The sequence below is a fragment of the Bacillus sp. B1(2022) genome (genome assembly GCF_040259625.1).
Classification (GTDB): domain Bacteria; phylum Bacillota; class Bacilli; order Bacillales; family Bacillaceae; genus Bacillus; species Bacillus velezensis.
Genome location: NZ_JANIFO010000004.1, coordinates 175,463 through 191,703, shown reverse-complemented (window position 1 = coordinate 191,703; position 16,241 = coordinate 175,463). Strand labels below are relative to the sequence as shown.

Below are 16,241 nucleotides of genomic sequence, written 5' to 3'. Positions count from 1 at the left end.
AAAAAGTGAGGTGAATGCGGTATGCGCATTTTACATACAGCTGACTGGCACCTCGGCAAAACGCTGGAAGGCAGAAGCCGGCTGAGCGAGCAGGCCGAAGTACTGGAAGAGCTGAATACCATTGTCAAGGAAGAAAACATTGATGCGGTCATTATGGCGGGGGATGTATTTGATACGGTCAACCCGCCTGCGCTCGCTGAACAATTGTATTACGAAAGTCTTTCCGCGCTTTCTGACGGCGGAAAGCGCCCGGTTGTCGTCATTGCCGGAAACCATGACAATCCCGACAGGCTGGCGGCGGCTTCTCCGTTAACAAATGAGCGCGGCATTCATTTAATCGGCTATCCGCGGACAGAACCCGTGCATATTGAAGTGCCGTCGGCGGACGAGCTGTTAGCCGTAGCTGCGCTGGCATATCCGTCAGAGGCGAGATTAAACGAAGTGCTTTCTGATACGTTTGAGGAAAAGCTTCTTCGCGATCATTACGATGTCAAAATCAGAGAGGCGTTTGCTCACATGTGCGGACTGTGCCGGGACGATGCCGTGAAAATCGCGGCGAGCCACATTTATGTCGCGGGGGGAAATCAGACCGATTCAGAGCGTCCGATTGAAGTCGGGGGCGCTTACACAGTTGCCGCTGACAGCCTGCCGGCTGATGCGGCTTACGTGGCTCTCGGTCATCTCCACCGACCGCAAACGATCAAGCGCGCCAAGACGGCTGCCCGTTATTCAGGCTCTCCGCTGGCATACAGCTTTTCAGAAGCCGGTTATGCCAAATCGGTGACGGTGGTAGAAGCGAAGCCCGGCGGAGAAGCGAAGTGGGAAGAGATTTTCCTGTCTTCCGGTAAACCGCTCGTCAAATGGAAAGCGCAGGGGCTGAGCGAGGTTCACGGCTGGCTCGATGAAGGACGTGACCGGAATGCCTGGATCGATCTTGATATCCATTTGACGGATCAGCTTTCTCTCGAGGAAATTCATCGGCTGAGAAAGGCGCATCCCGGCTTTATCCATATCAGGCCGGTTTTTGAAGAAAAAGAGACCGGCAATGACCGGATTGAAGTGAAACACACATCAATTGAGGATCGATTTAAGAAGTTTTATGAAAAACAAACGGGCGGCGGCGTGCCGGATGAGGAGATGGTCAAGCTGTTTTTAGAGCTTGCGTCAGCAGATGATGAGGAGGATGCGACATGAAGCCGATTCTGTTAACGATAAAAGGGCTCCACAGCTTCAGGGAGGAACAGACCATTGATTTTGCCGGACTGTCCGGAGCCGGGGTGTTCGGAATTTTCGGGCCGACCGGAAGCGGAAAATCGTCGATCCTTGATGCCATGACACTCGCTTTATACGGAAAAGTGGAGCGCGCCGCAAATAATACGCACGGCATCCTGAATCATGCCGAAGATCAGCTCGCCGTCTCATTTACATTCGCGCTTCAATCCGGCCACCGGGTTTCCTACAAGGTCGAGCGCGTTTTTAAGAGAACGGATGAAACGAAAGTAAAAACCGCCCTCTGCCGCCTGATTGAAATCAAAGACGAACAAACGGTGCTGGCCGATAAAGCGAATGAAGTGAACAAAAAGGTGGAAGAGCTTCTTGGCCTGACCATTGACGACTTTACAAGAGCCGTCGTGCTGCCGCAAGGAAAGTTTGCCGAGTTTCTGTCGCTTAAAGGCGCGGAAAGAAGACATATGCTCCAGCGCCTGTTTAATCTGGAACAGTACGGGGACAGGCTTGTCAAAAAATTGCGGCGGCGGGCGCAGGAAGCGGCAGCGAAAAAAAATGAAATGCTGGCCGAACAATCCGGGCTCGGAGACGCAGGAGAAGATGCGCTGAAGCAGGCTGAACAGCAGTTTCACGAAGCGAACGAACGGCTTGAAGAAGCTGAGAAGAAACGGGTCCGGGCAAAAGAGCGCTTTGAGAATCACCAGGAAATTTGGAACCTGCAGACAGAAAGAGATGAATATGAGCGCCGGGAGAAAAAGCTTGAGGAAAGACGCCCGTACATCACGGATTTGACTGAGCGTCTTAAAGAGGCGGAAACAGCTCTCGCCCTTGAGCCGTACGCAGACCGTTACACAGAAGCCGTCCGCCGGAAGCAGCACGCTGAACGGGAACACGAACTGGCCAAACGGAAATCAGAGGCGGAAACCGTTTCATTTACCCGGCAAAATGAAGCCTATGAAGCATGGCGGGCCCATAAGGCCGAACAGGAGCCGAAGCTTGTCAAGGAAGAAGAGCTGTATCAAAGACTTTCAGCCATTGAACAAAAACTGCTTGAAGCGAAAAAAGAAGCGGAAAAAACAAATGCGGAACACAGCAAAAAAGAGGAAGAATACGAAGCCGCCTCGAAACAGCTGGCCGGAGTGAAAGACCGCCTGACCCGCGGCCAAAACAGGCAGAATGAGCTGAAAGAAGAGCTGAAAGCAGTTCAAGTGACCGCCGATGAACGGAAAAAATGCCAGACCGCAGCACAGCTGGCGGCGGGCTTTCAGCAGGCACAGGAACAAATCACGAAAGAGCGGGCCAATCTGACAACGCAGCTGAAAAACGTGGAGAAGCTGAACGGAGAAAGCGAGTCGCTCACAGCGAAAGCGAAAACGGAAGAGGAAGATATTACGCACGCTTATCAAACGCTTCAAACCGTTTACCATATGGTCTGTGAAACGGAACGTTCACTGAAAGCCGCAGCCGAACGGGCTGACAAAACGCAAGCCGATCTCCGCAGGCGCTCAGAGGAAGCGAGAACGGCTGCATTAACAAAAGAATTATCGGAAAAACTAATCGAAGGAAAGCCTTGTCCTGTATGCGGCTCGACGCAGCATGACCGCCCGCGTTCCGCTCATGAAACATTCTCGCCTGATACGGCTGTACAGGAACAGTTGCAGCAGGTTGAAGCGCTGCTTTCTGAGGCGGCGGCTCTTTCTCAGGAGGTGCTGACAGCCAAGGTTGCATTAGAAGAGCAGTCGGGGCGTTTTACCGAAGAATGTCCGTTTCTGCAAAGCGTCCGGGTTCCGGAGCTGGAAGCCGCTTCCTCCATCAGCGGACGCCCGCTTGATGAAGCGTTCAGCGCCGTCCGCTTGGAATGGAAACAAATGAAACAGGATATGCTGTCGGTAAAAGAGAAGGTCACAAGACTGATCAGCGCGCATCAGCAGACGGTGAAACAAGCTGAGCAGCTTGCCGAACGAATCCGCTACGAGGAAAAAGAAGCCGGCCGTCTCAGACATTCATTAGAAGAGCTTGAATCGCTGTCAGAAAGCCGATTGAATCAGTACAACGAAGTCTGCGGTGATATTCCGCCAAACCAGATTGACGCCTGGCAGGCTTCAATAGATGAGAAGGACAGGCAGGCAGAAGAATGTGAGAAGCGCATTGAAACAAGCATCGCATTCCTCAAGGAACATGAAGAGGAGAAAGAACGCCTGCAGGAGATGAAGCATCGGCTTGAACGGGAACGGCTCGAGCTTCACTATGCGTCTGAGCGCCTGCAGCAGGTGATTGACGGATATGAACAAGAGCTCGGAACAGCAGCTGAAGAAACATCAATTTCCGCAAAGCTTGAAGCGGTGCGGCAGGAATTACAGCTGTTAAAATCGAAAGAACAGTCCCTATTCGATGCGCTGAAGCAGGCGCAGCAATCACTGAATGACGCAAAAGGCCGGGAATCCGGGAGTCTCATGTCACTCAGGGATGCTGAGACCTCCCTTGAGAAAGCGCAAAACGACTGGCGCGTGAGGTCAAAAAACACCGGGTTTACCGAGCCGGACCAAGTCAAAAAAAGTCTGCTTCCGCAAGGGCGTGCAGAGGAAATGAAAAAAGAAATTGATGAGTTCCTGGACACCTCAAAACAGCTATCGGCAAATATCAGCCGTGTTACTGATAAATTAGCCGAGCGCCGGATATCGGAGGAAGAATGGACAGCATCCGTTTCTCTGCTGAAGCAGGCAGAGGCTGAGTCAGGCGCCGCCATGGAGGAAAAAGGAGCACAGGCAAAAGCTTTCGCGGTTATGCAAAAACAGCATAAGCGCTTTAAAGAGATTGAGGCCGAACTGAAAAGCTGGCAGACACAGATTGACAGGCTTGATAAGCTCCAGTCTGTATGTAAAGGCAATACATTCGTCGAATTTTTAGCGGAAGAACAGCTGGAAAGTGTGGCTCGAGACGCCTCTGCCCGTCTCGGAGCGCTGACAAGGCAGCGGTATGCCATATTAGTCGATTCAGAAGGCGGTTTCGTCATGCGTGATGACGCGAACGGAGGCGTCAAACGGCCCGTATCAAGCCTTTCCGGCGGGGAGACGTTTCTGACATCGCTGTCGCTTGCGCTTGCCTTGTCCGCCCAGATTCAGCTGCGGGGGCAATACCCGCTGCAATTCTTTTTCTTAGATGAAGGATTCGGGACTCTTGACCAAGGGCTCTTAGACACCGTTGTCACAGCGCTCGAAAAGCTGCAATCGGACAACTTATCCGTCGGAGTGATCAGCCATGTGCAGGAGCTGAGAGCGCGTCTGCCGAAAAAATTAATCGTTCATCCGTCCGAACCGGGCGGGAAAGGCACCCGGGTCACATTGGAGATCATGTAGAAAGGAGAAGGAATCATGGCCGATTCTGCCGAGGGCACATGTGAATTATGCGGCCGCCATCATGTGCGGCTGACGGAGCACCACTTAACGCCTAAGGAAGAAGGCGGGACATTCCTTCCGACCGCAATGCTCTGCATCCCTTGTCATAAACAGGTTCACGCTCTCTATACGAATCAGGAGCTTGCGGCAAGGCTCGCGGGAATAGAAGAGCTGCGGCGTGACCCGAAACTCGCGCGGTTTGTGAAATGGATCAGAAAACAGCCGCCGGAAAAGCTTGTAAAAACAAAAAAAGCAAATGAACGAAAATAACGCTGAACCAAAAGCAGCCCTCTTCTGAAAGAGCGGCTGCTTTTTAGGCGTTTCCTACCACATTTTGATCGCTGACATCGGGGTCTATATAGTTTGTCGCATTGACAACGTTGTTTAATAACAGGAAATCTCCGGTATTGCCTGCTCCCGAACCGAGCGCAGATTTAGAAGAGCTTTTTGGAGAAAGGTAAAAGGAATCACCAAAGTTTACGACTCCGCCCGATATGGAATTGATAGCTATAGGTCCGGTAATTGCTGGCATAAACGACACCCTTTATAGAAGTCTCACCGTCATTATATGTCAGGGCTGCTGTGATTGTGAGCTTGGTGTGACAATCTGCCTAATATGTTTCAGCCGCGAATCTCCCAGAACGATCGACGTCGATCCGATTTGAACCACGGACGCTGACGATACCCCTTGAACTTTCACATTCCTTACCCGAATTGAAGGGTTTTCATGGCAGAATGCGCTTTGGACTCCCGTTTCTGGTAACGGCATGACGGCCGGCTGCCGAAAGATCTGGTATTCTTTTTTGTTAAATGAGCCTTCATCATCTCTGTATAAGGCAATAGTACGCTGATCGGCCAATACTTTGATCCGCATATTGATTTCATTCGTATCGCCTGCTTGAAAGACACTCGCAATCCCGACTGAATTGATTTTGGCGTTCCGGAGGCGTGAAATGCGCTTTAACATTATTCCGGCGCCAGCGGCACATAAGGCCCGATAATAAGAGATTCCGGAGGCGTGTCAAAGATGGAGGACAGATAGACGGAATCGGTGTCGCCGATTAATAATAAGGAAGAACTGGACACACCGGTAGACCGGATGTCGCCGACTTCAATATTCCGGTTAATCACTGTAAAAATCATGACGGATCATCACCTTTCATTTCACCAGGTATGTGCTTAATAAAGTGCTCGACGGCCCTGACAATATCACGCTTCACATGTTCGGCAATCTGCTCGGCATATTGCGCGGGCGCCGTGTTTTCTTCTTTCGGGACATGGGACAGATAATACTGAATCCGGCTGTCCATCTGCTTTCTGATATCTTCAATAATATGATATTTGTTCGTTTCGTCCAGCCTGCTCTCATACTGAGTTTCGAGCTGTTCTAAAAGCGCGGGGATTTCTTCATTCAGGTACATATCGACGTTTTGGCGGATTTGCTGCATTTGCTGGCCCGCCTGTTCCTGCTGCATCATTCCGACCTGCGGAGATGTCTGGCCGACTTCGAAGTTTTGCACGGCATTCGGATCAGTCGGATTCAATCCGATATTCAGCGTTCCTTCCAGCCGTTCAATTTTCAGCTGATCAAATTTATACTCGAGCCGATCGATTCTTGTAGAAGGCTGCTGCTTCAGCGTTGAAATTTCATTTTGGAATTCTTTCAGCTGCCGTTCGAGCTCCTGAATCTGCTGCGCCTGCTGCTGGACGAAAGAATTTAAATTCTGCAGGTAGGATGAAACGGATTGATCATACATGACATTCACCTCGCGTCTCGTTTCCTTCATTAAAACTACCGGCTTGGCGGCTGGAGCGGTACAAATGATGAGGTGCCGGGACCTCCCCCTGTTGTTACAGTCTGCTGCCCCGCGGTGACAGGCGGCGCCGGCTCAACATAACTCCCTGTATTGTACAGATTGGAAAGAGATTTAATTGAACCGGCGCTTCCGATTTGCAGTATGGAGGAATTGCTGACAGATTCTACACGCATGTAATTGATATGGATCGACTGATTGACGTAAAAATTCATACGGCGCCTCCTTTATGCGTTTCCTGCCATCGGCTGATCGATTACATCATTATCGTACACATTCGTTGAATTCCTGTAATTCGTCAGTGTGAGATTGTCTCCGGTATTGAAGCTGCCCGCTCCGGCAAATGTCTTAACCTCTGCTTTTGGAGAAATGGTGATGCAGTCGCCTATATGAACGACTCCGCTCGTACCGACGGCATTAATTTTAAACGCTCCGACAATTGCGGGCATACGAGCACATCCTTTTCGTGAAGATTTTCATGACTACACTCCAGGAGCTTATCTGGGCTGCCTGCCTAAAATAGCTTATGACAAATGCACATTTTTGTGAGCGGAAAAAACTTTAAACGTAAAAACACCGGCGCTTTACGCATGCCGGGTCTTATACATAAATGATACAGATTTATATACATATCACGTTTATGAGAAAGCCTCTTTTTTTCCTGCGGTGCGGCCGTGCTCAATCTGTGCGGCCGGGTTCAGCCCGCTGTCTTTCGTTTGTTGGATGAGCCCGCCCCGGCACCCGTTTAAAAGGCTGTCCAGCTCCTGGCTGCACCTGATGGTCTCCGTTGCATTGATTCCGAATTTTTGCGCTGTCTCGAATAAAGTTAATCTTTTTTCTTCAATTTTGTTCATCGTGTGATCTCCAATTCTCGATTATTTTGGAAAACATAGGATGACAATAGTATAACCCATTTTGGCCAAGAAGGTTTTATTTCGTCAATATGACTAAAAAAGTGACAATTTTTGATACTCTTTTACACTTATTTTCAGCCTGTTTAAAAGAGGAATTTCCCGTCCGGAGGAAGAATACATAAAGGAATGCCAGATTTAAAAATGATGGGGGATTAACATGAAATTTGCGACAGGGGAACTGAACAGCCGAACATTTGTCGGTCTGATCATTGATGATGACAAAATCTTAGATCTGCAAAAGGCTGAAAAAAAATTGTTTGAACTTGAGACGATTCCGGGTTCGCTGATCGAGTGCATTCAAAAAGGAGATAAGTTTGTCGCGCATGCCGGACAGCTTGCGGAATGGGCGAAAAAACCGAATGATGAGTCGGGTTCATTTATGTATGCGCTGTCTGACGTAAAGCTTTGCGCGCCTATTCCGAGACCTTCAAAGAACGTGATCTGCATCGGGAAAAATTATCGTGATCATGCTGTTGAAATGGGGAGTGAGGCGGATATACCGGAGCATCCCATGGTTTTTACGAAAGCCCCCGCTGCCGTTACAGGACACGGAGAAACAGTGGACAGCCACTTGGACGTAACGGACCAGCTTGATTATGAAGGGGAGCTTGCGGTAATCATATCAAAAAGCGGATCGCACATCTCCAAAGAACATGCGCTTGATCATATATTCGGCTATACAATTGTAAATGATATAACAGCGCGCGATCTGCAGAAGAAACATAAACAGTTTTTTATCGGCAAAAGCCTCGATACGACATGCCCGATGGGCCCGGTCATTGTACATAAGTCGGCCGTCAGTGATCCGCAAAACCTGAAAGTTGAAACGCGGGTGAACGGAGAACTGCGCCAATCAGGATCAACGGGTGACATGATTTTTCCGATAGCTGACTTAATCGAAACGCTGTCAAAAGGAATGACGCTTGAAGCCGGTGACATTATAGCGACGGGGACGCCGTCCGGTGTCGGAAAAGGGTTTAAGCCGCCGAAATTTTTAAAGCCGGGGGACCGCATTGACATTACAATTGAACCGATCGGCACGCTGTCGAACCAAATCGGATAATTGTGTGTCTTTCGCACGATTGATAATGCTCCGATCGGCTTGTTGTGGTACCATAAGTGAGGCAGATTGATCTGATAGGGGGAATTGAACATAATGACACATTGGCATATTACTTCATGGGTCGTTGCGCTTATCCTGGTATTTGTCAGCTACGGGCTGTACGGTTCCGGAAAAGCGAAGGGCGCAAAAATTACGCATATGATTCTGCGCTTATTCTACATTATTATTATTCTGACCGGAGCTGAGCTTTTTGTCCGTTTTGCGAATTGGAACGGAGAGTACGCCGGAAAAATGCTGCTCGGCATCATTACCATCGGACTGATGGAAATGCTCGTCATCCGCAAGAAAAAAGGCAAATCAACCGGCGGACTGTGGATCGGTTTTATTATCGTGCTCGTCCTGACAGTGCTGCTCGGCCTTCACTTGCCGATCGGCTTTCACGTATTTTAATCAATCGCTTGAAAAACCCGGATGTATCCGGGTTTTTTTAGTTGCGCATACATTCTGCGCAACTGTGCCGCTGAATGAGAAATGCCGTGACAGGGGGATGTTGATGAGGCGAAGGAGATTTGCAGGATGCCAAAAGCGTCAATCACTCTTGTTACCGCAAAAGCTACGGCTGTGAAGGGTAAAAGCAAACGCCGGGCGTCAATCAGCGTGAAATGCAAAGCTAAATACATCAGGCGGCACCTATTTAAAAGGTGCCGCCTGTTTGTTACGCGGTGCCGTCTTGTCTTGCCGCTGAATACATAATGGAGCGCCGCCCGTCAGATGCCGTCCATTCAAATCTGTCGTGTTTGCCCGAGCTGCCGCGGTGATGCTGCAGGGCGCATTGTGCTTCATCCGCCGAGAAGTGATAAAACGAAACGCCTTCACCGGAAAACAGCGCCTGATCGTAGGAAAATACGCAATCATATACAGACAGGCCGAACCCGTGAAGATGGCTGAGAAACAGCAGAAACGTTTCATCGTCCAGCGAATCGAGCAAGGTTAACAGCGGCCGTTTGACCGCCTTTTCATAACGGATTTCTTCCCCGCCGAGCAGGGGGATGGTGTCTGCGCCGATTTCGGCCGCACCGCCGCAAATCCGTGCCGGCTGCCATCTGCCGCCGCGTTTCATCAATACGTCTGCGTTTCCTAGACTGTCTGCCAGCAGGATATCGCCTTCATCGTTTTCGACGAGGCAGATGCCGTCCTCTATCATCAGGGTGCCGCGACCCCATTTGTTTTTTTCTGAGAAAAGCTGTTTTCGTTTCATAACCGTGCCGGTCTCCTTTGTTTGTTTCTTCTCTTCCGTTCTTTCCAAATCGGGCTTGTCTCATACAACTCTTAGTGGGACAAATCAACTATCTGCGTTTCTTTGCATAAACTGGGTAAAGTGCTGATAGAAACGAATTTGATACCGACAGAAACGGGATTGGAGCTGATATCACATGTGTGGAATTGCGGGTTGGGTCGATTTTCAAAAGCAGCTCGTCCAAGAGAAACATATTATGAACAATATGATAGACACTCTTTCAAAACGAGGACCTGATGATTCAAACGTCTGGGGAGAGCCCCATGTTTTATTCGGACATAAAAGACTTTCGGTCGTTGACATTGAAGGCGGCCGCCAGCCGATGGCCTGCACGCATCAAGAGGAAACGTACACCATCATTTATAATGGCGAGCTGTATAACACGGAGGAATTGCGGAAGGAGCTTCAGGCGAGGGGCCACCGTTTTGAGAGGACCTCTGATACAGAAGTGCTGCTGCACAGCTATATTGAGTGGCGGGAGGAGTGCGTGGACCGCTTGAACGGTATTTTCGCTTTTGCCATCTGGGATGAAAAGCGCAAGCGGCTGTTCGGGGCAAGAGACCGGCTCGGCGTCAAACCGTTTTTTTATAAAGAACACGGCTCTTCCTTTCTGTTTGGGTCGGAATTGAAAGCCATCCTTGCTCATCCTGATGTGAAAGCCCGCACAGACAGCGGCGGACTTGCGGAAGTATTCGGACTCGGGCCGTCCAGAACTCCGGGCTGCGGGGTGTTTAAAGGAATTCACGAGGTGCGTCCCGCCCATGCGTTCACTTTCTCAAAGGACGGTTTGTCCATATGGCGTTATTGGAATGTAAAGAGCGAAAAGCATACAGACAGCTTGGATGAAACCGCGGCTCACATTCGGTACTTATTTCAGGATGCAGTGACACGCCAGCTCGTATCTGACGTGCCGGTTTGCACGTTTTTATCAGGGGGGCTTGATTCGAGCGCGATAACCGCGATAGCCGCCGCTCATTTTGAGAAACAAGGCAGAGATCCCCTTCATACTTATTCAATTGATTATGAGGAGAACAGCAAATTTTTTAAAGCGAGCGCCTTTCAGCCGAATGATGACGGCCCGTGGATCGATAAAATGACAAATGCTTTCGGCACACAGCATCATAAGTGCGTGATTACGCAGGATCAGCTGGTTGAACATCTGGAGGAATCCGTTCTCGTCAGAGACCTGCCGGGCATGGCTGATGTTGATTCCTCGCTATTATGGTTCTGCCGGGAAATTAAAAAAGATTTTGTCGTGAGCCTTTCCGGAGAATGCGCGGACGAAATTTTCGGCGGATATCCGTGGTTTCACACCGCGGCAGAAGAAGACGGATTTCCTTGGATGAGGTCGACTGAGGAGAGGATCACGCTCTTGGATGAAAAGTGGCAAAAACGGCTGAATCTTAGAGAATACGTGAATGCGAGATATGAAGAAACCATTGCGGAAACGCCGCTGTTAGACGGTGAGACGGGAACAGATAAAGCGAGACGGCAGCTGTTTTACTTAAATATGCTTTGGTTTATGACAAATCTGCTCGACCGCAAAGACCGAATGAGCATGGGCGCAAGTCTTGAAGTACGGGTGCCGTTCGCCGACCACAGACTTGTGGAATACGTTTGGAATATTCCTTGGGAAATGAAAATGCATGGCAGCCGGGAAAAAGGCATCTTGCGGAAAGCGCTTGAAGGACTGCTTCCTGAAGATATTTTGTACCGCAAAAAAAGCCCTTATCCGAAAACGCATCACCCGAAATACACGCAGGGGGTCACAGAATGGCTGAAAACGATTTTACAACAGAAAGATTCCGTGCTTCACACCCTGCTTGACAGAAAGAAGCTGGAAATGCTGCTGGAGACAGAAGGTTCATCTTTTCAGGTTCCGTGGTTCGGCCAGCTGATGAAAGGCCCGCAGCTGATCGCCCATCTTGCCCAGATCCATACATGGTTTGAGGCGTACCGTATCGATATAGAAGAATAACAGTGCCGCGACCGGTTTCCGCTGAAGGATATCGGTCTTTTTATTGTGAAACATATGGTACACTAAAAAACAGAGGAGTGATACCATGACCGAATACGAAACATGCGCCCAGCTTGCCGAGGCGCACTTTCCTTTATATAAACGGACTTTCTCATCCCTGCCGCCAAAAAACAGGCGGGCCGCATGGGCGGTGCTTGCTTTGTTTCACGAAGCTGACCGGCTTGATGTGCAGGAACTTGGAGGATTTGAACAGGCGGCACAAGACTTTCTGAACGGGTCCCGCGCCGACGGCTTTTTGTGGGAGGCGCTCACCGATGTGCGGCAGCAATTTGCGCTTGAAGAAGAGCCGTTACGTGAGTTTATCGCCGGCCAAATCTCTGACAGAGAAAAAGTAACGTATCAAGAGTTTGATGACCTGCTGATGTATGCGGGCCAAACAGGCGGAGCCCTCGGCCTGCTGCTGCTGCCGGTTTGTGCGCGCCGGAACCAAGAGAAACTCCGCCATGCAGCCGTTTCATTAGGAGCTGCCATTCAGCTGACCCGGGTGCTTCTGGAGGTCCATACGGACGAGCGGGCGAAAAAGCGTCTCCCGCGCCAGGTGATGAAGCAATTCGGCTATACGGAAGAAGAGCTGGAGAGCCATACCGTCAACAAAGCTTTTATGAATGTATGGGAGTACATCGCATTCGAGGCCGAGGCGTATTTCGAGGAGGCGTCTGAAGAGCTGGAGCTGTTTCCGTTATACTCAAGGCCCGCCGTTACCGGTTTGCTGGCACATTACCGGTCAGAGCTAGGTGACATGAGACAACAGCTTTCACAAGCATAAAAAAACGCCCGGCTTCATAACGAAGCTTCGGGCGTTTATGCAATCCCTTTTTGAATCCAAATCCGCGACCGCCATCTTCTGTACATAAGGATGCCTCTGACCCATTCATCCGCGATAAATGAAATCCAGATGCCCATAAGCCCTAATCCGAAATGGATGCCGAACAGATAAGCGAGAGGCAGTCCGATACCCCACATGGAAATCATCGCCATGTAGACGGGGAATTTTGCATCTCCGGCAGCCCGCAGCGAGTTGATGATAATGACATTGAATGAACGGCCGGGCTCAAGAATGATCGTCATGGCGATCAGCATGCTCGCCGTCGCAATAATGTCAGGGCTGCTTGTGAAAATTCCGATCAGCTGCTTTGAAAACAAAGTCATGATCACGGATGTCAAAGCGGCAATGCCAAGCGCCCAGTACAGACTTTTCATGCAGCGGTCATAAGCGTCGTCAAACCGTTTGGCGCCGATATATCTGCCGATCAAAATCTGTGTGCCCTGGCTGATCGCCGTTCCGAACAGCAGGATAAACATGGTGATGTTTTGTGTATAAACCTTTGTTGTAAGCGCCTGAGCGCCCATAATGGCGATAAAATAAGTGACAACCATTTGCGAAATGTTGTAAGACAGCTGTTCGCCGGCAGACGGAATCCCGATTTTCAGGAGTTTCCGCAAGTGCTCTTTATGGACGTGAAAAATCTTTTGCCATGTCAGACCGAGTCCGATGCGTTTTTTGACGATCACAATCATCGCGATCAGCCCGATGATCCGCGCGAAGGACGTTGACATCGCAACACCGGCGACGCCTAACACCGGAAGGCCGAGCGGCCCGAAAATGACAAGAAAGTTTCCGGCAATATTTAAAATATTCATCCCGATCGTAACGAACATCGTATCCTTCGTATGACCGTAGCTTTTTAAAATGGCGCTGAACGTCATAATCAAAGCCTGAATGAAGGACAGCCCGCCGACCACCTGCAAAAAGACTTTGGCATCCGGCATCAATTCATTGGAAAGACCCATCACATGAAGCAGCGGAACGGCCGCAAAAAATATGGCGGCGCTGATGGCGAGACTGATGACAAAGTTCGCTCCTATTGATACATAAGCCACTTCCTGCGCCTCTTTTTTCTGTTTAGATCCTAAAAACTGTGAAATCACAATTGTCGTACCCGTTGCGATAAAGCTGAACATCACGATAATTAAATTTAAAATCTGATTGCTGACACCCACGGCCGCCACACTGTTGTCAGAGTATTGGCTAAGCATAAGAGTGTCGGCGTTTCCCATAAACATATATAATGAAACCTCAATAAATATCGGCCAAGTCAGCGCGTATAATGAGAGTTTGTGATCAGAGGATTGTTTGAACGCAGCCCGTTTTAAAATCGCTTGTTTCATTTCTTTTAACCCCTTTCCTGACAAAATCAACGTTTAAAAGTGTACCTCCATTTTCTTATAATAAAAAGGGAGAGAAACGAAACTTCTTGCAAAAATCCGACTTAAAAAGGAGGGCCGAAAATATGTCCTTTCTCGAGTTCACAGTTCCTCCGTTCCCGGTCTTTATCGCTGCGGGAGAAGGAGTATTCAAAAAAGGCGAAACCCATGTGAGACGGGTCTTCCCGGTGTTTGATCTGCTGTATGTGAAAGAAGGCGTCCTCTACATTACAGAAGACGAAAACGCCTTTTCCGTTGAAGCCGGAGAATATATTCTGCTTTCTCCCGGGCTTGAACATTACGGGACAAAAGGCAGTGAAGAAACGACATCCTATTCGTGGCTTCATTTTGAGGGAGCGGATTATGAGATGGCGGAAACAACCGGGAACAATTGGTCGGAGCTGAGGCGAAAAAAAGGGAGCTTTGAAGAGCCGTCCCGCTACCGCCTGTCCCTGCCGCAAAAAGGGAAGGTGAGACGCCCGCAGTTTATGGCCGGGCAATTCAGTGTGCTGACAGATGACAGCGCCGAGAATTCCGACCTGCCGCTCAGAAAGCAGATTCTGTTTGAAGAGCTGCTGCTCCATCTTCAGAAGGAAGCGTTCCAAATCCCGTCCGCAAAGGAAAGAGTCGCATGGGAGGCCGCCCGGTACCTGCAGGAGCACTACAAGGAGAAAACAACCATCAAAGCGCTTTCATCGGCTCTTCATTACAACCAAGACTACGTGACCCGCTGTATGCAGCAGGTGCTCGGCGTCACGCCCGGCCAGTATACGAACAAAGTCAGAATGACGGAGGCGAAACGTCTTTTGTCCGCAACCAATGACAAAATGGGGGTGATAGCGGACGCCATCGGTATGGAGGACCCAACCTATTTTTCCAAACTGTTTAAACAGATTGAAGGCATTTCGCCGCTTGAATACCGCAAATTCGTAAGCCGGAAAACGGACTGACCTAAAACCAGAGAACAAAAGAGGGATCGGTAAGCATGAAAATGACAATTTACGATGTGGCCGAAAAAGCGGGCGTCTCCGGCTATATCGGATTATGATAGATTCGAAGTAAAAAAGCAAAGGCCCGGGAGGCCTTTGCTTTTTTATGATTCGTATGAGAAAAAAATGTAGTCAGTCGGCACGCCTTTATAGCCCATTTGGTGAAGCATCGCGGTGATATTGCCGCGATGGTATGTGCCGTGATTCACAACATGCCGGATCACATCGGCATATGTCGTCTGAAGCGTCCCCAGGCGCGGATGAGAAATAGAGATCGGACCTTCCGGGTTCTCCATTTCTTTTAAAAATTCGCTGAATTCTTTGTCCAGTTCAGTCATTCTATGTTCAATCGCCTCAAAATCTCCGTCAAGCTTTTCAAATTGATCAAACTGCGAGACGATTTGTTCGAAAGTTTCTCCGTAAAGCACGTGAAGCCAAATGTAATCAGCCCGGTATATATGCACAAGCACGGCGTTCACAGTCGGAAAAACACTTTTCAGTTTCTGCTGTAAGCTGACCGCGGGCAGCGTCTTCAGATGCTGAATAACTTGCTCATTTGCCCATCTGTGGTAGTGATACAGCTTTAAAATGTCTGACATTCCAATTCCCCCTCTTCTTCCGGTACATTCAACATGGCCTGGCCGAATTCCTTTTATCGAAACAAAAGCGCCGCAAAATAAAAAGCAGCACCCCACATCACCAATGCCGAGCATTTATTCAGGATGCCGAGGAGCCGGCCTCCTGTATCCGCCGTTTGAACGAGCCGTCCCGCGAATGCCAGTCCGGCGAACCATACCCAGGAAACCGCGATACAAGCACCGGCAAACAGCCATTTATCAATTCCCGGATAGGCGGCGGAGCTTGTGCCGATGACACTGACGGTATCCAAAATCGCATGCGGGTTCAAAAGGGATACCATGACGGCCGTGACCGCCTGTTTTTTTGCCGTGAAAACCGTTTTTCTCGCCTGTTCGGCCTGCGGTTTGCTTCTCCAAGTCTGCCAGCCTAAAAAACTGAGAAACAAAAAGCCGCCTATAAGCATGACGGTCTGAAAAACGGGAATCTCTGCAATAATCATTGACACGCCTGCGACGGCCGCGCTGATGAGAATCGTATCGCATACCGCGGCGGCAATCACTGCGGGAAATGCCTGCCACACATGTTTTTGCCAGGCTCCCTGCTGAAAAATAAACACGTTTTGCGCGCCCAATGGCAAAATAAGGCCGAAAGCGAGCATCACTCCGTGAAGAATGGCATTCATTTCGTAAAACCCTCCAATCGTCAACTAAATCTCATTGT

The 16,241-nt window shown here is 49.6% G+C and carries 20 protein-coding genes; 8 read left to right on the top strand and 12 right to left on the bottom strand.

Going from position 1 to position 16,241, the window contains the following annotated elements; translation table 11 throughout:
* Positions 1 to 21: 21 nt before the first annotated feature.
* The 3 genes from sbcD to NQS30_RS09500 are packed head-to-tail and all read left to right on the top strand — an operon-like array spanning position 22 to position 4,892.
* Positions 22 to 1,194, top strand: a complete 1,173-nt coding sequence (sbcD, locus tag NQS30_RS09510; protein ID WP_032866159.1) for an exonuclease subunit SbcD — start codon at positions 22 to 24, stop codon at positions 1,192 to 1,194.
* The gene (sbcC, locus tag NQS30_RS09505) at positions 1,191 to 4,583 is read left to right on the top strand and encodes an exonuclease subunit SbcC (RefSeq protein WP_218791555.1); all 3,393 of its coding nucleotides are present in this window, start codon (positions 1,191 to 1,193) and stop codon (positions 4,581 to 4,583) included. The genes sbcD and sbcC overlap by 4 nt, the downstream gene beginning before the upstream one ends.
* Before the next feature lie 15 nt (positions 4,584 to 4,598).
* Complete coding sequence (locus NQS30_RS09500; protein ID WP_003155144.1) at positions 4,599 to 4,892, top strand: hypothetical protein; 294 nt, start codon at positions 4,599 to 4,601, stop codon at positions 4,890 to 4,892.
* Positions 4,893 to 4,935: 43 nt separating this feature from the next.
* On the opposite strand, the gene NQS30_RS09495 is transcribed toward NQS30_RS09500, so the two are convergent.
* The 7 genes from NQS30_RS09495 to NQS30_RS09465 all read right to left on the bottom strand — a co-directional run bounded on the left by NQS30_RS09495 (position 4,936) and on the right by NQS30_RS09465 (position 7,290).
* Positions 4,936 to 5,154: a spore germination protein gene (locus NQS30_RS09495; RefSeq protein ID WP_003155143.1), complete on the bottom strand. Its 219-nt coding sequence runs from the start codon at positions 5,152 to 5,154 to the stop codon at positions 4,936 to 4,938.
* A 39-nt stretch (positions 5,155 to 5,193) separates the two neighbouring features.
* Positions 5,194 to 5,589 (bottom strand): spore germination protein GerPE, encoded by a 396-nt coding sequence (locus tag NQS30_RS09490; RefSeq protein WP_007610514.1) that lies wholly within the window; start codon positions 5,587 to 5,589, stop codon positions 5,194 to 5,196.
* Positions 5,589 to 5,765 carry a hypothetical protein gene (locus tag NQS30_RS09485; RefSeq protein ID WP_003155141.1) on the bottom strand — a complete coding sequence of 59 codons (177 nt, stop codon included), beginning with the start codon at positions 5,763 to 5,765 and terminating at the stop codon, positions 5,589 to 5,591. Before NQS30_RS09485 ends, NQS30_RS09490 begins: the two co-directional genes overlap by 1 nt.
* Positions 5,762 to 6,379 carry a spore germination protein GerPC gene (gerPC, locus tag NQS30_RS09480; protein ID WP_003155139.1) on the bottom strand — a complete coding sequence of 206 codons (618 nt, stop codon included), beginning with the start codon at positions 6,377 to 6,379 and terminating at the stop codon, positions 5,762 to 5,764. Before gerPC ends, NQS30_RS09485 begins: the two co-directional genes overlap by 4 nt.
* Before the next feature lie 35 nt (positions 6,380 to 6,414).
* Entirely contained in the window at positions 6,415 to 6,651 is a 237-nt protein-coding gene (locus tag NQS30_RS09475; protein WP_007409164.1) for a spore germination protein GerPB, read from the bottom strand.
* 12 nt (positions 6,652 to 6,663) lie between these two features.
* Positions 6,664 to 6,885, bottom strand: coding sequence for a spore germination protein (locus NQS30_RS09470; protein WP_003155135.1), 222 nt, complete (start codon positions 6,883 to 6,885; stop codon positions 6,664 to 6,666).
* Positions 6,886 to 7,074: 189 nt separating this feature from the next.
* Positions 7,075 to 7,290, bottom strand: coding sequence for an aspartyl-phosphate phosphatase Spo0E family protein (locus NQS30_RS09465; RefSeq protein WP_007409163.1), 216 nt, complete (start codon positions 7,288 to 7,290; stop codon positions 7,075 to 7,077).
* Positions 7,291 to 7,507: 217 nt separating this feature from the next.
* On the opposite strand from NQS30_RS09465, the gene NQS30_RS09460 reads away from it, so the two are divergent.
* Both NQS30_RS09460 and NQS30_RS09455 read left to right on the top strand, forming a co-directional pair.
* Positions 7,508 to 8,413, top strand: a complete 906-nt coding sequence (locus NQS30_RS09460) for a fumarylacetoacetate hydrolase family protein (RefSeq protein ID WP_218791556.1) — start codon at positions 7,508 to 7,510, stop codon at positions 8,411 to 8,413.
* A 93-nt stretch (positions 8,414 to 8,506) separates the two neighbouring features.
* Complete coding sequence (locus NQS30_RS09455) at positions 8,507 to 8,863, top strand: YisL family protein (RefSeq protein ID WP_007409161.1); 357 nt, start codon at positions 8,507 to 8,509, stop codon at positions 8,861 to 8,863.
* On the opposite strand, the gene NQS30_RS09450 is transcribed toward NQS30_RS09455, so the two are convergent.
* The gene (locus NQS30_RS09450) at positions 8,860 to 9,093 is read right to left on the bottom strand and encodes a hypothetical protein (protein ID WP_218791557.1); all 234 of its coding nucleotides are present in this window, start codon (positions 9,091 to 9,093) and stop codon (positions 8,860 to 8,862) included. The genes NQS30_RS09455 and NQS30_RS09450 overlap by 4 nt on opposite strands.
* A gap of 35 nt (positions 9,094 to 9,128) precedes the next feature.
* A complete protein-coding gene (locus NQS30_RS09445; RefSeq protein ID WP_371136939.1) occupies positions 9,129 to 9,719 on the bottom strand; it encodes a DUF2777 family protein in 591 nt (196 codons plus the stop codon).
* A gap of 127 nt (positions 9,720 to 9,846) precedes the next feature.
* Between NQS30_RS09445 and asnB the strand changes: the two genes are divergently transcribed.
* Positions 9,847 to 11,688, top strand: coding sequence for an asparagine synthase (glutamine-hydrolyzing) (gene asnB, locus NQS30_RS09440; RefSeq protein ID WP_012117256.1), 1,842 nt, complete (start codon positions 9,847 to 9,849; stop codon positions 11,686 to 11,688).
* A gap of 85 nt (positions 11,689 to 11,773) precedes the next feature.
* Positions 11,774 to 12,514 carry a squalene/phytoene synthase family protein gene (locus NQS30_RS09435; protein WP_015239544.1) on the top strand — a complete coding sequence of 247 codons (741 nt, stop codon included), beginning with the start codon at positions 11,774 to 11,776 and terminating at the stop codon, positions 12,512 to 12,514.
* Between the two features lie 35 nt (positions 12,515 to 12,549).
* Here NQS30_RS09435 and NQS30_RS09430 read toward each other — a convergent pair whose 3' ends face one another.
* Positions 12,550 to 13,917, bottom strand: a complete 1,368-nt coding sequence (locus NQS30_RS09430) for an MATE family efflux transporter (RefSeq protein ID WP_003155121.1) — start codon at positions 13,915 to 13,917, stop codon at positions 12,550 to 12,552.
* Positions 13,918 to 14,039: 122 nt separating this feature from the next.
* Here NQS30_RS09430 and NQS30_RS09425 point away from each other — a divergent pair, with 122 nt between their 5' ends.
* Positions 14,040 to 14,903, top strand: a complete 864-nt coding sequence (locus NQS30_RS09425) for an AraC family transcriptional regulator (RefSeq protein WP_072588969.1) — start codon at positions 14,040 to 14,042, stop codon at positions 14,901 to 14,903.
* Between the two features lie 143 nt (positions 14,904 to 15,046).
* On the opposite strand, the gene NQS30_RS09420 is transcribed toward NQS30_RS09425, so the two are convergent.
* A complete protein-coding gene (locus NQS30_RS09420) occupies positions 15,047 to 15,541 on the bottom strand; it encodes a DinB family protein (RefSeq protein ID WP_015239546.1) in 495 nt (164 codons plus the stop codon).
* A 53-nt stretch (positions 15,542 to 15,594) separates the two neighbouring features.
* Positions 15,595 to 16,203, bottom strand: coding sequence for a LysE/ArgO family amino acid transporter (locus tag NQS30_RS09415; RefSeq protein WP_025284538.1), 609 nt, complete (start codon positions 16,201 to 16,203; stop codon positions 15,595 to 15,597).
* Between the last annotated feature and the right edge of the window lie 38 nt (positions 16,204 to 16,241).

Coding starts and splice junctions, on each gene's coding strand:
- NQS30_RS09455 (WP_007409161.1), top strand. CDS start 8,507: ATGACACATTGGCATATTACTTCATGGGTCGTTGCGCTTATCCTGGTA.
- NQS30_RS09465 (WP_007409163.1), bottom strand. CDS start 7,290: ATGAACAAAATTGAAGAAAAAAGATTAACTTTATTCGAGACAGCGCAA.
- NQS30_RS09500 (WP_003155144.1), top strand. CDS start 4,599: ATGGCCGATTCTGCCGAGGGCACATGTGAATTATGCGGCCGCCATCAT.
- NQS30_RS09420 (WP_015239546.1), bottom strand. CDS start 15,541: ATGTCAGACATTTTAAAGCTGTATCACTACCACAGATGGGCAAATGAG.
- gerPC (WP_003155139.1), bottom strand. CDS start 6,379: ATGTATGATCAATCCGTTTCATCCTACCTGCAGAATTTAAATTCTTTC.
- NQS30_RS09485 (WP_003155141.1), bottom strand. CDS start 5,765: ATGATTTTTACAGTGATTAACCGGAATATTGAAGTCGGCGACATCCGG.
- NQS30_RS09490 (WP_007610514.1), bottom strand. CDS start 5,589: ATGTTAAAGCGCATTTCACGCCTCCGGAACGCCAAAATCAATTCAGTC.
- asnB (WP_012117256.1), top strand. CDS start 9,847: ATGTGTGGAATTGCGGGTTGGGTCGATTTTCAAAAGCAGCTCGTCCAA.
- NQS30_RS09430 (WP_003155121.1), bottom strand. CDS start 13,917: ATGAAACAAGCGATTTTAAAACGGGCTGCGTTCAAACAATCCTCTGAT.
- NQS30_RS09435 (WP_015239544.1), top strand. CDS start 11,774: ATGACCGAATACGAAACATGCGCCCAGCTTGCCGAGGCGCACTTTCCT.
- NQS30_RS09460 (WP_218791556.1), top strand. CDS start 7,508: ATGAAATTTGCGACAGGGGAACTGAACAGCCGAACATTTGTCGGTCTG.
- NQS30_RS09425 (WP_072588969.1), top strand. CDS start 14,040: ATGTCCTTTCTCGAGTTCACAGTTCCTCCGTTCCCGGTCTTTATCGCT.
- NQS30_RS09475 (WP_007409164.1), bottom strand. CDS start 6,651: ATGAATTTTTACGTCAATCAGTCGATCCATATCAATTACATGCGTGTA.
- sbcC (WP_218791555.1), top strand. CDS start 1,191: ATGAAGCCGATTCTGTTAACGATAAAAGGGCTCCACAGCTTCAGGGAG.
- NQS30_RS09470 (WP_003155135.1), bottom strand. CDS start 6,885: ATGCCCGCAATTGTCGGAGCGTTTAAAATTAATGCCGTCGGTACGAGC.
- NQS30_RS09450 (WP_218791557.1), bottom strand. CDS start 9,093: ATGTATTTAGCTTTGCATTTCACGCTGATTGACGCCCGGCGTTTGCTT.
- NQS30_RS09415 (WP_025284538.1), bottom strand. CDS start 16,203: ATGAATGCCATTCTTCACGGAGTGATGCTCGCTTTCGGCCTTATTTTG.
- sbcD (WP_032866159.1), top strand. CDS start 22: ATGCGCATTTTACATACAGCTGACTGGCACCTCGGCAAAACGCTGGAA.
- NQS30_RS09495 (WP_003155143.1), bottom strand. CDS start 5,154: ATGCCAGCAATTACCGGACCTATAGCTATCAATTCCATATCGGGCGGA.